The following is a 14,758-nucleotide window of genomic DNA, read 5'->3' as shown; positions in this document are numbered from 1 at the left end:
CTTAAATTCATTAATGAGGTGAAAGAGATGACTTTAACAGTTAACAGTACGAAAAAACTAAGTAATGGTGTAGAAATCCCCTACTTAGGATACGGTGTCTTTCTAGTAAAAGACGAAGAGGAATGTGAAAGAAGTGTAGTTACCGCCATTAAAAATGGCTACCGCTCCATTGATACAGCGACTAGATATGAAAATGAAGAATATGTAGGAAAGGCTATTAAGACTGCTGGTATTCCTAGAGAAGAATTATTTATTACGACAAAAGTTTGGGTCACTGACCACGGCTATGAAGAAACAAAGAAAGCTTTTCAAGAATCATTAAGGAAACTGCAGTTAGATTACTTAGACTTATATCTTATTCATTGGGCTGCTCCTGGTATAGAAGAAACATGGCGTGCAATGGAGGACTTATACGAAGAAGGATTAATTCGTGCGATTGGCGTATGTAATTTTCAAATCCATCATCTTGAACAGTTAAATAAAACCGCACGCATTAAACCTATGATTAACCAAGTAGAAACACATCCTCTCTTTCAACAAGAAGAATTACGTACATATATGTTACAACATCAAATCGCACATGAAGCATGGGCTCCACTAGGACAAGGTAGAAATGGTTTATTTGAATTACCCGCTCTAAAAGAAATTGCTCAAAAGCATCAAAAAACAGTGGCGCAAGTTATTTTAAGATGGCATTTAGAAAGAGACACCATTATCATACCTAAATCAGTTCATGAACATCGTATGATTGAAAATGCTGCTCTTTTCGACTTTCAATTAGATAAGGAAGATATAAATATAATCACTTCTATTGATACGAACGAAAGAAGCTTTGGCAACCCAGATGATCAAGAAAAATTTAAAGCCATGCAAGAAGCAGCAAAGATTCAATAATTCTATGGAAAGAAGCTAAGAATAAAATATTCTTAGCTTCTTTTTATAACCTAATACCATTTTACCTCTTTACTTAAGACTTCTTATTAGCAGAAGTCCATTGATTATCGGTAGCAGTTTTGTTTTGCTTTTTACTTGTTACCTCATTGTTTGTTCCTGCCCATTGATTGTTTACTTCTGATTTTTTTTGTTTTGTCATCTTCATCTACCTCCGAAAAAAGTTCTTTTCCTTTCCGTACCTTTCTAGTATGAGATAAAGCTGGTTATATTATGATGATTAAATCAAAAGGTATTATTTACTTTATAGTAATCCTATTAAATCTTTACTCTTTGTAAACGAAGTGCATTTAATACAACAGATACGGAACTAAAAGCCATAGCAGCACCCGCAAGCCATGGAGCTAGTAATCCTAGAGCTGCAAGAGGAATACCAAGGACGTTATAACCAAAAGCCCAGAAAAGATTTTGCTTGATATTAACTATCGTCTTCTGACTTAATAAGATACTATCTGCTATAGCATGTAAATCTCCTCTTATTAACGTAATATCTGCTGCTTCCATAGCAATATCAGTTCCTGTACCTATTGCCATGCCAATATCTGCAATTGCAAGCGCAGGAGCATCGTTAATACCATCTCCTACCATTGCTACTTTCCTTCCTTGTGATTGAAGCTTTTTCACCTCTTCAGCTTTATGTTCTGGAAGAACTTCAGCTATGACAGTATCAATTCCAGCTTCTTTTGCAATTGCTTTTGCCGTTTGAATATTATCACCTGTTATCATGACTATATTTAAGCCCATATTTTTTAATCTTTTGATAGCCACTCTAGATGTTTCTTTAATGGAATCAGCTACTGCCACCATACCTGCATATTTCTTGTCTATACTAACAAGCATTGCTGTCTTCCCTTGTTGTTCTATCTCTTCCATCTTTGGTATAACTTTTTTTATTTCTATAGAATGAGAAAGCATCAATCCTCTAGTTCCTACCATAACTTCCTTGCCATTTACATTAGCTTTAATGCCATGCCCAGGAATAGCTTCAAACTGGTCTGCTTCTGGCCATTCTATACCTCTTGCTTTAATTCCATCAAGCATGCCTTGAGCGAGAGGGTGCTCTGAATTTTTCTCGGCAGAAGCCACATAAGTTAAAAATTCTCTTTCCTCCCAATCAGTGAATACATCCGTAAGAGTTGGTTTTCCATTCGTAACAGTTCCAGTTTTATCTAACAATATGGTATCTAGCTTATGAGTTAGCTCTAAATGCTCTCCACCTTTAAACAGTATTCCATATTCTGCTGCTCTTCCTGATCCTGCCATAATAGATGTTGGTGTAGCAAGACCTAATGCACATGGACAGGCAATAACCAATACAGCTATCAGTTTTTCAAGACTTTCTGCAAAGTTATATGGGGTAAGGAAGAAATACCAAATGAGAAATGTTAATAAAGCGATACTAACTACTATTGGAACAAAAATTCCAGAAATTTTATCTGCTAAACGTTGAATGGGTGCTTTAGTTCCTTGTGCTTCTTCTACAACCCTTATAATTTGCGCAAGAGCAGTGTCTTTTCCTATCTTTTGCGCTTTTATTTGCAAATGACCATTTTTATTAATAGTCGCTCCAATGGCAACATCCCCTATTTTCTTATCCACCGGAATACTTTCACCTGTCAGCATCGATTCATCCATTGCTGATTGTCCTCTCACAATCACACCATCAACAGGTATTCTTTCACCAGGTTTTACAATCAATGTATCTCCTACTACTACTTCTTCTATTGGTAGTTCCAGTTCTTTCCCATGTCTTATAACCATTGCTTTTTTTGCTTGTAATCCCATTAGCTTTTTAATGGCATCCGATGATTTTCCTTTTGCTTTCGTTTCAAATAGTTTTCCTAATAAAATCAATGTTATTAGAATAGCACTGGTCTCGAAATATAAACCTACTGAATGAGTGGAATGATTTATGGATTGAAAAGCTAAATATACACTATAAAAATAAGCAGCGGATGTTCCTAATGCAACAAGGACATCCATATTAGCACTTGCATTTCTCAGTGCTTTGTAAGCTCCCACATAGAATTGCCAACCTATAATAAATTGTACAGGTGTTGCAAGTGCCATCTGCATCCAAGGATTCATTAATATATCGGGAACATAGAGAAAAGAAGTAAAAGAAAAATGCCCTACCATCGTCCATAGAAGGGGTAAAGAAAGGATTAAAGACAAGAAAAATTTTATCTGTTGCTTCTTCTGTTCTTTCTCTCTTTTATTTCCTTCCTTTTGATCTGTTTTAATAAAAGCCCCATACCCTAATTTTTCAATCCTCCCTACTATTTGCTTAGAAGAAACTAATGATGGATTGAACACTATAGTTGCTTTTTCTAATGCAAGATTCACGGTTGCAGTATCAATTCCTGACATTTTATTTAGACCTTTTTCAATACGACTTGCACATGTTGCACACGTCATTCCTGTTACATCTAATTCTACCTTCTCTTTTAAGACACCATATCCTAATTCTTCTACTTTTCCTTGAATATCCTCTATCTTAACTTGATCTTCTTTATATTTTACAGTTGCTTTTTCTAAGGCTACATTTACAGTTGTTTCAGTCACACCGTTCATTTTATTAAGTCCCGCTTCTATGCGGTTTGCACATGCTGCACAAGTCATTCCTACAATCTCAAAGCTTTGCTCTTTCATCTTTGAACTTTGTTTTAAGACTCTTTCCTCTGACATAGCATTCACAACTCCTTATACCTATATGGGGTATATTTATTTGAAAAAAAATGTGCAAGCTTATGCACATTTTTTGAATAACCAAACGAGAAAACTACAAGATTTCTAAAATTAGCAGTATGGAAAGAAACTTTAATTTCCTAAAGGAAACTTTTCTGCTATTCCATCTGTAACTTTCCTATTCTCCATACACTTGCTTATTTATATTTAACTTCGTAACCTTGATCCTCGATAGCTTCTTTAATCGAAGCTATTACTACTTTACTTGCATCAAATTCCACATCTACTAAACCTTCGCCTAAGTTTACTTTTACTTCAGACACACCTGCAAGTTCCCCTACACTACCTTCTACTGCTTTTACACAATGATTACAAGACATACCTTCTACTTTTAAAGTTGCTTTTTCCATATTAATCACTCCTACTTTTTCATTAATTTTTGGATTGTTACAAGTACTTCATCTAAAACTTCCATATCCCCTTCTTGAATCCGATCTACTACACAGTTTTTCAAATGACCTTCTAATAAGATCTTTGCTACACTGTTTAGAGCAGATTGTGTGGCAGAAATTTGTGTGATTACATCATCACAATAAGTGTCTTTATCTATTAGCCCTTTAATACCTCTTATTTGACCTTCAATTCGATTTAAGCGAGATACTAAATTTTGCTTTACTTTATCTGAATGATGACTTTTCCTCTCATTAGGTTGAATATGGCAAGCTAATTCTAAATTATTATCTTCCAACCGTGCACCCCCATACTAATGAATATTTATAGTATACCCCTGTAAGGTATATTTGTCTACTGCCATATATTCCATTTCATAAATTTCCTGTTTATCCCTAATATAGCCAGAATATGATATATTATTTACATGAAGAATATTTCACAAATTACCCGTCTATCTTTAAGAGAACAAATTTATGACCAATTGAAAGCAGCTATTATTCAATTAGAACTAAAGCCTGGTGAAAGAATTAATGATAAGTTACTAGCAGAACAGTTTGGTGTGAGTAGAACTCCTGTAAGAGAAGCTCTGAAAAAATTGGAGGATGATGGACTCATTGTAACTTCTCCTGGATCTGAAACTACCGTTAGCCTTATTGATCAAGCTCAAGCACAGCATGCATTTGTCATTGTTGCCTCGCTTCATGCTTTGGCTGCAAAGCTTGCTGCACCACACTTAACAGAGCAGCATGTCCGTTTCATGCAGGAGTATAATAAGGAGCTATTAGAAGCAGTTCAACGTAAGGACAGACTTAATGCGATTAAAAGTGATGACCAATTTCACTATGTCATTTTAGAAGCAGCAAATAATCCTGAAATAATCACTACTTTAAATGGACTTTTACCAAAAATTAGAAGACTTGAATTATTAAAATTTAATTCGCTAGATGGATTATCCTCTGTGGAGCAGCATAATAGCATAATAGATTATATCCTATCGGGGAAAAAAGAAGAGTTACCAACTTTATTAGAAAAAAATTGGTTAAGCTTAGCACACTATCTTACAGAGAATAAGGAATTAAAGGATGAATAGGGAGTATACCATCTCAACATCCCCTATTCTATCCTCCACTCTGGTACTTATTAATCCTTATTGAGTATATACCATAATAGCATCTCTTAAAAATAAAGCAGCTCCTGCCTTTTTCTTATCATAATAAGCAGTAAAACGCTCGTCTTCTACATACATGCCTGCAAGACCCGCATGCGCTTCTTTACTATAATTCTGCCATGTAAAAGATAACCACTGTTTATGCAAGTCAGCCGCTTTCTGAGCAAGTGGTGATGCAGGATTACGAGTTTCCATTGCCTCTATTAGCACGGCAAAGAGCGTATTTTCTATTTCTGTCATCTTCAAGTAATCTTCTTCAGACATATTCATTAATTTTGCATTCGATTGATTAATGGTCTCTTCTCCATATTTTTCTCTAATCTCTTTTCCATATTTCTCCTCATTTTCCTCTATTAAACTTTGCTTAAACCCTTTAAACTTATCTTTATTAGTCATCCTATTTCTCCCCTCTACTGTATCTATTGAATTTCTTACATTTGTTATTAATTGATCTAGCTGTGCTCTTTTTTCTAGAAGTTTTTGATAATGCTCCTTTAATGCAATCTTTACGTTAAATGATGGTGAATAAATAATCTTTTTAATCTCTTCTAATGATACCCCTAGTTCGCGATAAAAAAGAATCTGTTGTAATGTGTCTACTTCTTGCTGACCATATATACGGTAGCCCGACGAATTAATTCTTGCGGGCTTCAATAGCTCAATTTCATCATAATAGCGTATAGTTCTTGTACTGATGCTAGCTAAATTCCCCAATTCTTGAATGGTATATTCCATTTTCCCACCTCCTACCCCTTTAGCATAAACGTTTACGTTACGTTAATGTAAAGAGGTTTCTATCATGATTTTTGATTAAATCGAAAAACATGTTGAATCTCAAAAAACTGTTTACATTCTTCAAAAAAAAACAATCATTACCAAATAGTAATGATTGCTTTTTATTCTTTATCTACTTAAATTAACTGTTGTTACTTCAAACTTGTCATATCGATGGCGAGAAAAAGAATACTCAAATGGTACTCCGTTATTTAAATAACCAACATGTTCGACTTCTAAAATAGGATCATCTTCCTTACACTCCAAATGTTCCATATCTAGTTCTGTTGATTTACAGGCTCTAATTTTGCGATGAGATCCTGCAATGGTTAATCCTAAAGTTTTTGTTATATGCTCATAAACCGAACCATAAAGCACATTGTCATTTAATCCTGTAATGACAGTAGTCGGCATATAGGTTATCTCTAAAACATAAGGCTCGTCCTTCACACTACGTAAACGAATTAAGTAATAGACAGGTGTTTTCACATCTATCGCTAAATGCGCTGCTACTTCGTCTGATGGAAAATGAACCTCAAACTTAATAATTTTACTATCAATCTTCTCTCCTTGAAGTAGCTTAGATAAGCCTGTAATTTCATTTGTTAAGACATTCACTCTGCTTGCATGTAACGCTGATTGAACAATGAAAGTTCCATGTCCTCTTTTTCGATAAAGAAGGCCTTCCATTACTAGTTTATCTAATGCCCTTTTCATTGTCATTCTACTGCAAGAGAACTCTTTCGATAAAGAGATTTCATCAGGTATAGGTTGTTCCAAAGAATAAAAATTCTCTTTAATTCTTCGTTTTACTTCTATAGCAATAGCTTCATATTTATTCATATCTGAACCACCCTTATTCTGTCAAAAATATCATCAAATCATGTAAATGGTTGCAACCCTTTTCTATGCATTACCTTATAACATTTAATTATAAACATATATATTTAAAAGTCTATACTTTACCAATAGACATATTTGGAAACCAGTTTATTTTATAATCATTTACAATAAATTAGTATATACAATTACAGTCACTTACCAAATTCCTTAAACAAGCAACTTAATTAACAGGAATTATTTTTATTACAGTGGGAAAGCTACAAAAAAAGAAAGGGAAGCTATTTATGATTATGGAAAGATGGATACTGGTCGCTATCATCATCATATCTTTACTACTTGTGTGGAAACTAATCCCAAAAGACAAAATGAGGGATGCTTGCTTACTATTTCTGTCTCTTCAAATGATTACTTGGCCAGCAGGACTACTCGTTGTCGAAATGGAGTGGATTAATTACCCTATTCAACTCTTTCCCAATGTAAATGAATATAATCAGAGTAGTTTTTTCTTTGAATTCTTTCTATTCCCTATTATTTCCACCTTCTTTAGTCTTTATCATCCTAAAAGAATAGGCTTCAGCCTTCTCTATTATGTTTGTTTTACTGGATTCTTCACATCTTTGGAGGCTCTTTTAGAGCATACTACTAAGTTAGTGGACTATCATCAGTGGAAGTGGTACTGGACCTTTGTATCTGTAAACATCGCACTGTTTCTTAATCATCGTTACTACCTTTGGTTTAAAAAGGATTTAAAAAAGGTTGTGAATCATGAATAAAGATATTATTATTCTCACTTGCTCGTGGATGATTGCTTTGTTTTCTCTATTATTTCTTGTACCTAAAAGAAGTAGAAAATATGCGCATATTACTTTTCTATTTGGACAGGCTATTGCATGGGTATTTGAATATCTTCAGTTAGTGTTTGGATGGATAGAATTTCCCTTTCGTGAGTTTAAGTATGCTACAAAAATGAGTTTTTCACTTCACTATTTGTTTTTTCCTACAATAGGAGTTTTCTTCAATCTTTGGTATCCAGTAAATACTAATTTGCTATTTAAGTTTGGATACTACTTGATATTTTCCATAGGTATAGCCACTTATATATTAGTATTAGGTATTACTAGCGATTTATATAAGATCTTGCATTGGAATTGGTTTCTTGGAGTACTATCCGATTTCATTGTCCTATTTCTTATTAGAAGATTTACTTACTGGTTTAGAAAAGGGTTGAAAACACCTTCTTAACCCTTCTGTATTTAAGATTCAACAAAAAAGAAGTAATAGGCTTGGCACTATCACTTCTTTCTCCCCTTAATTATTCTTGTCTGGTATAGCACAGCCATCATCTGTACAAATCATTTCTTCATTAGTATCCCCACTCGCTAAATCTTGAAAGGGAGTGATAGTTTGATTTTCTTCCTGCCATACTTGCTGCAGGGCACGTAAGAATGTATCAGTTGGTTGGGCTCCTGAGATGGAATATTTTTGATTAATAACAAAAAAAGGCACTCCTGTTACTCCAATTTGACTAGCAATAGACTCATCTATTCTTACATCGTTCGCATACATAGTCTTATCTTGAAGTACGTTTCGTTGTGCTTCTTCCTCTAACCCTACAGATTTACCAATTTCAATTAGTGTATCTTGGTCACTAACTAACATTGATTCAGTAAAGTATGCATTCAACAATTTCTCTGTTAATTGTTTTTCTTTGCCAACTGTTGCAGCGTATTTAGTTAAGCGGTGAGCATCGAATGTATTTGTAGGTTTCATCTCATCAAAATTAAATGTTAAGCCAACACTTGCTGCTTGCATTCCAACATTCTCATTTGCTCTTTTTGCTTCTTCTACACTCATGCGATATTTTACTGCTAAAGCTTCATGGATACTTTGACCAGAGTAAAGGTTTGCATTTGGATCTAATTCAAAACTTTTAAACTCCACCTCTACTTTATCTCTGTGAGGGAATTGTGCTAAAGCCTCTTCTAATCGACGTTTCCCAATATAACAAAATGGACAAACATAATCTGACCATACTTCAATTTTCATCTTTACACCATCCTTTTTTTCATCCTATTTATCCTAGCATATAAGCAGAGATTATACTTATAATTTGCTCTCCTACTTTATGTAATTCAAATAAAAAACTCCCATACAGGAGTTTTTCATCTTATTTAAAAATTTTCACACGATCTTCTAATGGTTTAAATTCTTTGTCGCCTGGTTCTGCTGTTGGTTTACCAAAAGGCATTTGTGCAATAAGCTTCCATGTAGAAGGTAAGCTCCATTCTTCTTGTACTGATTCATCAATAATAGGATTGTAGTGTTGTAAAGATGCACCAAATCCAACTTCCTCTAAAGCTGTCCAAATTACTAGTTGATGCATAGCGTTTGTTTGGTTTGCCCATACAGGAAAGTTTTCTGCATATAATGCAAAGTTCTTCTGTAACCCTTCAATGACTTCTTGGTCTTCAAAAAATAAAACAGTACCATAACCAGCTTTAAAGGAGTTTAGCTTTTCCTCTGTTGAAGCAAAGTTTTCTTCTGGTACAATCTTGCGAAGCTCTCTTGCTGTAATATTCCAAACTTTATCATGTTCTTCATTCAATAATAAAACAACACGTGTACTTTGAGCGTTAAAAGAAGATGGTGTGTGTAGAACAGCTTCATTGATGATCTCTTGAATTTTCTCATCTGCTACTACCTGTTCTTTACTAATACCATAGTAAGAACGTCTTTTCTTTATTGCTTCAAAAAATGCACTCATCTAAAAAAACCTCCATTTTGTTTGTTTACTTTACTATAATACCCATTTCCAAAATAAAGATACTTCTTTTTTACTTTTCATATAAAATGGTTTGGTTAATCACAAATTTAAAAAAGAGTAGAGCAAACATCTACTCTACTCTTATGTAGTCATATTCTTATCCGCGAATTGTTTTTAAAGCAGTACTCCAAGAAACCACTTGATCAAGCATAGCATTTACATTATCTAAATGAAGGGAAGCTGGCTTAAATTCAGATCCATTAACAAAATCAGTAAATAAAGAAAGGGTTGGATGAACACGAACATCAGCAATTTGAAGTTCACCTAAGATTCCTCGTAAATGTTCAGCAGCACGTGCTCCACCTGTAGAACCATAGCTTACAATACCTGCTGCTTTATTGTTCCAAGCTTCTCGTGCTAAATCTAATGCATTTTTTAGAGCTCCCGTAATACTATGGTTGTATTCTGCAACAATGAAAACAAATCCATCTAAACTAGCAAGCTTTTCATTCCATGCAGCAATATTTTCTGCTCCTTCTGTAGCTCCTAAGAATGGTAACTTATAATCTGCAATATCAACAATTTCATATTGTGCATCTCCGCGTTTATCCGCGATTTCTTTTACCCAAGTACCTACCTGTGGACTAACTCTTCCTGGTCTCGTGCTTCCTAAAATAATACCGATTTTCATTTTGCTTCCCTCCAGAATATTCTAAATTCGCATTACAATATTATCCTAATACCGAGATAATTTAATTGCAAGAATTTTGACTTACTTTAAACTAAAAAGTTATGAAAAATAAGTGACTATCACACATACTTAGAATATTGTTAACAATCTATGTAAGCTACGATGCTATAATTCGTTAGTTAGCGTGCTTGGAAATTCTATTATTTAATAACGCCTTATTACAAACAATCTAATAGAATATACCTGCTAGCTATTATTCCTAAGTCCGTTATTCCTTTTATAATTTTCTCTTCTGGCATATAAGAATAATTTAATCTGCAATGATTTCGCTCTGGATTATTAGAGAAGAAGCTCTCCCCTGGAACATATGCAACTTTTGCTTCTGGTAAGCTATGCTTCTGCATAAGTTCTGCTGTATCAACTTGCTGAGGAAACGTAAGCCAAGTAAATAGGCCTCCTTTAGACTTGGTAAAAGTTATTTCTTTCGGAAAAGTATTTTCTAATATCTGAAACATAATTTCTTTTTTCCTTTTATAAGTAGAGCGAATGTTTTCAATATGTGCATCTAAGTCATATTTCTCCATATATCTATTAACTACATACATATTTAATGTAGAGTTTTGAGTATCAGAAGCCATTTTTAATAAGCTTAATTTTTCTGCTAAATCACTTTCTGCTATTAACCAACCTAGTCGGAGTCCTGGGCTAAGTATCTTAGAAAAGCTACCAATATGAATAACTCGTCCTTCTGTATCTAAGCTTTTTATAGAAGGAATATGTTCTCCCTCATATCTTATTTCACGATATGGGCTATCCTCTATTATCATAACATTATAGGTATTAGCCAATTCCACTAGTTTCTTTCTACGTTCGAAACTCATTGTTACACCAGTGGGGTTTTGAAATTCTGGAACTGTATAAATTAGTTTAACGTTTGAATAATTAGTTAATACCTCTTCCAATTCCTCCATAATCATTCCTTCTTCGTCCATTGAGACACCTATATATTCAGGTTCGTATGGATTAAAAGCAGCCAGTGCACCTAAAAAAGTAGGGTTTTCCGTTATAATTATATCCCCTCTATCAACAAATGCTTTTGCAGCTAAATCTAATCCTTGTTGTCCTCCTTGAATAATAAATAAGTTTTCTAGCTTACATTCAATACCGATTTTTCTTACTCTATCTACTAGTTTTTCTCTTAATTCTAATAACCCTTCAGTACCCGTATATTGCAATGCTAACTTTCCTTGTTGCTGTAATACCTCATCGTATATTGTTCTTAATTGGTTAACTGGGAATAATTCTGGATCTGGATAACCACCACCAAAGGAAATCACATTGGGATCTGCACCTAATTTTAATAGCTCTCTAATAGCAGAGGGCTTTACTCTTTCCATTCTATTTGCAAATTGATATTTCATTTTCTTCCCCCTTTTCTTTATACTATCAATAGAATAATTATACATTTTTCTAAATTCCTTAATCTAACTTTTTGTTTAGGAAAAGGTCATTATAGTACTAAGGCTGTTACTCCCTATAGTAAAATTTTTTTCAACATTCATTTAATATCATTCCGAACTAATAAATGTTTTTTCGTTTATACTACTTTCTCATTTCGGACAATTTCCTCTATTCATTTATGAAGGCGGATAAAATACATTATGATGGAAACATTATAGGTATTGGAAACCATTATTTTGGTTTAGGAGGATTATAGTTATAATGAAAAACTGGAAAATGTTAATATTACTCTTTGGCCCTTGGCTAACTTTTTTTGTTTTAGGGAAGCAATCATTTAAAAAGTATCTACCCACTTCTGTTTTCAGTTCCTTATTAATTGCTATAATTAGTGAATTTGCTAAAAGCTATAAGTGGTGGAAGGTAAAAACTCCTTTAGTTCCTAAATTGGCTACTGATCTTACTTTTGTTTTTGGATTATTTCTTCCTTTAAATCAATGGATATTTAAGTTAACATACCAAAAATTATGGCTATATGTTGTTAGTAATATTGTTTCTGACTATCTGTTTGCATACCCTTTAACTACACTAGCTGAAAAATTTAATATATATAAAATGAAAAATATGAGTAGAATGCAGTTGTTTTTTCTTAGTTTATTTGTTGCTTTCCTAAATTATTTGTATCAAAGATTTATCATTGATTCCTTACCTACAAATAGAAAAGAGAAATCTCTGGTATAAAGGGATTTCTCTTTTTTCTAATTAAAACGTTTCATAGCAAATAGTCCTATATCTGCTTTTGTTTTTCTATCTATAACTAACTCACTTAAAATCTTTCCTATTGCACTACTAAATTTAAAACCATGCCCAGAAAAACCCGCAGCGATTGCTACGTTAGGGTATTTTGGATGTAAATCTACTATAAAATCTTCATCTGGTGTTAATGTATATGTACATGTTTTTCCATACAAAAGCTCTTTTGTGAAAGGCATGTAATTACTTAAAAATTGAGTTAGATCTGCTTGATCTTCCCTCACTTCTTCAAAAGGAGCCATTTCTTGATCTGGATTAATGGTATTCCCACCATCATGTCTTCCTAATTTTAGGCCGGCCCTTTGAATGCTTGGAAACCCATAATATTGACCATTGGAGGTTTCAAACGAGAAAGCTGGAAAATTCTCTTCTCCGTATAACTCTTCATCAACGCCAAACCAAGCAAATGTTTTTCGTACTGGGGTGAGAGGCAATTCCAAGTCTATCATGGATAGTAATTGATTGGACCATGCACCTACGGCAATAATTAACGATTTAGCAGTAAAAGAATGAGATTCTGTTGAAACAGTAGCTCTTTCTTCCGTTACAGATAAAGAAGTGACCCTACTATTTGTTCTCAATGTTGCTCCATTTGTGATTGCCAATTCACGATATGCCTTTAGACAGTCTTCACAACGCAGAACACCAGATGTGGATTCATAGCAACCGATAAAATCAGTTGGTATCTCCATACCTGGCCAACGTTCCTTAATAGCTTCAGCATTCATCACCTCTATTGGTAGAGAAAATCGTTTAGAGCTCGAAATAATATTTTGCATAAAGTTAGAAGATTCTTTCCCTACATTTAATACCCCTGTTTTCAAAAACAGCTGTTTACCTGTCTCTTTTTCTAATTCATACCATAACTTTTGTGACTGTAGTGCTAAAGGAACATACTCTTCCCCTTCCCCATAGGCATGTCTAATAATTCTTGTTTCTCCATGATGACTTCCCTTATCATGGGGAGGATTATTAGAGTCTAGTAAAAGTACTTTCTTTCCTGCTAGTGATAAATAGTAGCCTGCTGCCATTCCCATAGAACCTGCTCCAACTATTATTACATCATAGTCCATCCTTTTCTCCTACCTCTCTGCGATTCAATTTTCCTTCCCTAATCAATAGAACTGAATGAATATTGTGGAAGGATAATGTGAATATGTGTGCCTTCTGGACAACTATTCACTACTTTAATCTCTCCCCGATGTTCTAATACGATGTTTTTAACGAATGGCAATCCTAGTCCTAATCCCTCTTTCTTGGTGGAATGAAAGGGATTAAAGATACCTTCCCAGTGCTCTTGTTTAATCCCCTTACCCGTATCATAAAAATCAATCAATATTCTATCCATTTGAATATCTGTTTGAATGGTAATTTTTCGTTTATCACTTATCCTATCAATTGCCTCCGCACTATTTTTTATTAAGTTCACGAATACTTGCTTTAGATAGGTATCATTAGCATAGGTTTTTAACGATTTGTATTTACTATTAAATTCAATATCCACATCATTGTACTTTGTAAATTCCCTTGATAAATAGATAGCATCATTCATCACATCATTTAAATCTACTATTTTAAATTCTACCGATTTACTCTTCATATATTTAGAATAATTCAATAGAAGATCATTAAGCTGAACAGATGCATCAAAGATCATTCCATTCATTCTAGTAGCATCTGGTGATAACGGATATTCACTTAATAATTTGGAATACCCATTAACAATTTGTAATGTATTTTTTACTTCGTGCACTAAGCTTGCTGTCAGACTTCCAGCATTATCTAATTTTTTTTGATGCTCAATTAAGCGATTATAATTGACTGTCATCACCGTATGCATTCTCACAAAAGAAAATACGATAATAACAGAGAAAATGATTACACCCAAACTACTAAACAACGCTCCTGTACCAGGAAGGAAATTGATATATCCTGTAATAAACAATAAGAATGTGCATAATGAAAAAGTGGATAAGAAGTCTTTTAAATAAACATTTTCAATTTGTCTTGAAATAATAAAAGCTAAAATAACCACTAATGTCGCATAAATAAGTTTTGAATTTTCTGTTTTTGTTTTTCCCTCAAAAAGAGAAAGAACGAAAACATTAAAACGAAGGTAGTAAACATCCATTTTTTTACTATAACTTTTGACGAG

General features: G+C 33.7%; 17 protein-coding genes. 5 read left to right on the top strand and 12 right to left on the bottom strand.

From position 1 onward, the window contains the following. Nucleotides 1-27 precede the first annotated feature (27 nt). Nucleotides 28-894, top strand: coding sequence for an aldo/keto reductase (locus tag F9279_RS21415; RefSeq protein WP_152116233.1), 867 nt, complete (start codon nucleotides 28-30; stop codon nucleotides 892-894). A gap of 73 nt (nucleotides 895-967) precedes the next feature. On the opposite strand, the gene F9279_RS26020 is transcribed toward F9279_RS21415, so the two are convergent. From F9279_RS26020 to F9279_RS21400, 4 genes are all read right to left on the bottom strand, one after another. Continuing rightward, nucleotides 968-1,093, bottom strand: coding sequence for a hypothetical protein (locus tag F9279_RS26020; RefSeq protein WP_264298275.1), 126 nt, complete (start codon nucleotides 1,091-1,093; stop codon nucleotides 968-970). Between the two features lie 116 nt (nucleotides 1,094-1,209). After that, complete coding sequence (locus F9279_RS21410) at nucleotides 1,210-3,639, bottom strand: heavy metal translocating P-type ATPase (protein WP_152116232.1); 2,430 nt, start codon at nucleotides 3,637-3,639, stop codon at nucleotides 1,210-1,212. A gap of 197 nt (nucleotides 3,640-3,836) precedes the next feature. Further along, nucleotides 3,837-4,049: a copper chaperone CopZ gene (gene copZ, locus F9279_RS21405; protein WP_152116231.1), complete on the bottom strand. Its 213-nt coding sequence runs from the start codon at nucleotides 4,047-4,049 to the stop codon at nucleotides 3,837-3,839. Between the two features lie 11 nt (nucleotides 4,050-4,060). Continuing rightward, nucleotides 4,061-4,387: a metal-sensitive transcriptional regulator gene (locus F9279_RS21400; RefSeq protein WP_152116230.1), complete on the bottom strand. Its 327-nt coding sequence runs from the start codon at nucleotides 4,385-4,387 to the stop codon at nucleotides 4,061-4,063. 129 nt (nucleotides 4,388-4,516) lie between these two features. Here F9279_RS21400 and F9279_RS21395 point away from each other — a divergent pair, with 129 nt between their 5' ends. Next, on the top strand, nucleotides 4,517-5,182 hold the full coding sequence (locus F9279_RS21395; protein WP_193224663.1) for a GntR family transcriptional regulator: 666 nt from the start codon (nucleotides 4,517-4,519) through the stop codon (nucleotides 5,180-5,182). Between the two features lie 57 nt (nucleotides 5,183-5,239). Here the strand turns inward: F9279_RS21395 and F9279_RS21390 are convergent, their stop codons facing one another. Then, on the bottom strand, nucleotides 5,240-5,995 hold the full coding sequence (locus F9279_RS21390) for a MerR family transcriptional regulator (RefSeq protein WP_152116228.1): 756 nt from the start codon (nucleotides 5,993-5,995) through the stop codon (nucleotides 5,240-5,242). A gap of 168 nt (nucleotides 5,996-6,163) precedes the next feature. Further along, a complete protein-coding gene (locus F9279_RS21385) occupies nucleotides 6,164-6,877 on the bottom strand; it encodes a GntR family transcriptional regulator (RefSeq protein ID WP_152116227.1) in 714 nt (237 codons plus the stop codon). A gap of 248 nt (nucleotides 6,878-7,125) precedes the next feature. On the opposite strand from F9279_RS21385, the gene F9279_RS21380 reads away from it, so the two are divergent. Further along, nucleotides 7,126-7,650, top strand: coding sequence for a CBO0543 family protein (locus tag F9279_RS21380; RefSeq protein WP_226793803.1), 525 nt, complete (start codon nucleotides 7,126-7,128; stop codon nucleotides 7,648-7,650). Next, complete coding sequence (locus F9279_RS21375; protein ID WP_152116225.1) at nucleotides 7,643-8,119, top strand: CBO0543 family protein; 477 nt, start codon at nucleotides 7,643-7,645, stop codon at nucleotides 8,117-8,119. Before F9279_RS21380 ends, F9279_RS21375 begins: the two co-directional genes overlap by 8 nt. A 66-nt stretch (nucleotides 8,120-8,185) precedes the next feature. Here the strand turns inward: F9279_RS21375 and F9279_RS21370 are convergent, their stop codons facing one another. From F9279_RS21370 to F9279_RS21355, 4 genes are all read right to left on the bottom strand, one after another. Continuing rightward, nucleotides 8,186-8,923 (bottom strand): DsbA family oxidoreductase, encoded by a 738-nt coding sequence (locus tag F9279_RS21370; RefSeq protein WP_152116224.1) that lies wholly within the window; start codon nucleotides 8,921-8,923, stop codon nucleotides 8,186-8,188. A 121-nt stretch (nucleotides 8,924-9,044) separates the two neighbouring features. Continuing rightward, on the bottom strand, nucleotides 9,045-9,641 hold the full coding sequence (locus F9279_RS21365) for a nitroreductase family protein (RefSeq protein WP_152116223.1): 597 nt from the start codon (nucleotides 9,639-9,641) through the stop codon (nucleotides 9,045-9,047). A gap of 157 nt (nucleotides 9,642-9,798) precedes the next feature. Then, on the bottom strand, nucleotides 9,799-10,332 hold the full coding sequence (locus tag F9279_RS21360) for an NADPH-dependent FMN reductase (protein WP_152116222.1): 534 nt from the start codon (nucleotides 10,330-10,332) through the stop codon (nucleotides 9,799-9,801). A 218-nt stretch (nucleotides 10,333-10,550) separates the two neighbouring features. After that, the gene (locus F9279_RS21355; protein ID WP_152116221.1) at nucleotides 10,551-11,753 is read right to left on the bottom strand and encodes a PLP-dependent aminotransferase family protein; all 1,203 of its coding nucleotides are present in this window, start codon (nucleotides 11,751-11,753) and stop codon (nucleotides 10,551-10,553) included. Nucleotides 11,754-12,054: 301 nt separating this feature from the next. Here F9279_RS21355 and F9279_RS21350 point away from each other — a divergent pair, with 301 nt between their 5' ends. Next, nucleotides 12,055-12,531 carry a hypothetical protein gene (locus tag F9279_RS21350; protein WP_152116220.1) on the top strand — a complete coding sequence of 159 codons (477 nt, stop codon included), beginning with the start codon at nucleotides 12,055-12,057 and terminating at the stop codon, nucleotides 12,529-12,531. Nucleotides 12,532-12,548: 17 nt separating this feature from the next. On the opposite strand, the gene solA is transcribed toward F9279_RS21350, so the two are convergent. Both solA and F9279_RS21340 read right to left on the bottom strand, forming a co-directional pair. After that, a complete protein-coding gene (gene solA, locus F9279_RS21345) occupies nucleotides 12,549-13,676 on the bottom strand; it encodes an N-methyl-L-tryptophan oxidase (protein WP_152116219.1) in 1,128 nt (375 codons plus the stop codon). Nucleotides 13,677-13,714: 38 nt separating this feature from the next. After that, the coding region (locus tag F9279_RS21340) for a sensor histidine kinase (RefSeq protein WP_152116218.1) at nucleotides 13,715-14,758 on the bottom strand (1,044 nt) is incomplete at its 5' end.

Origin of the sequence: Bacillus sp. B1-b2 (genome assembly GCF_009183415.1) — a bacterium.
Classification (GTDB): Bacteria; Bacillota; Bacilli; order Bacillales; family Cytobacillaceae; genus Niallia.
This window is presented reverse-complemented; position numbering and strand designations above follow the sequence as displayed.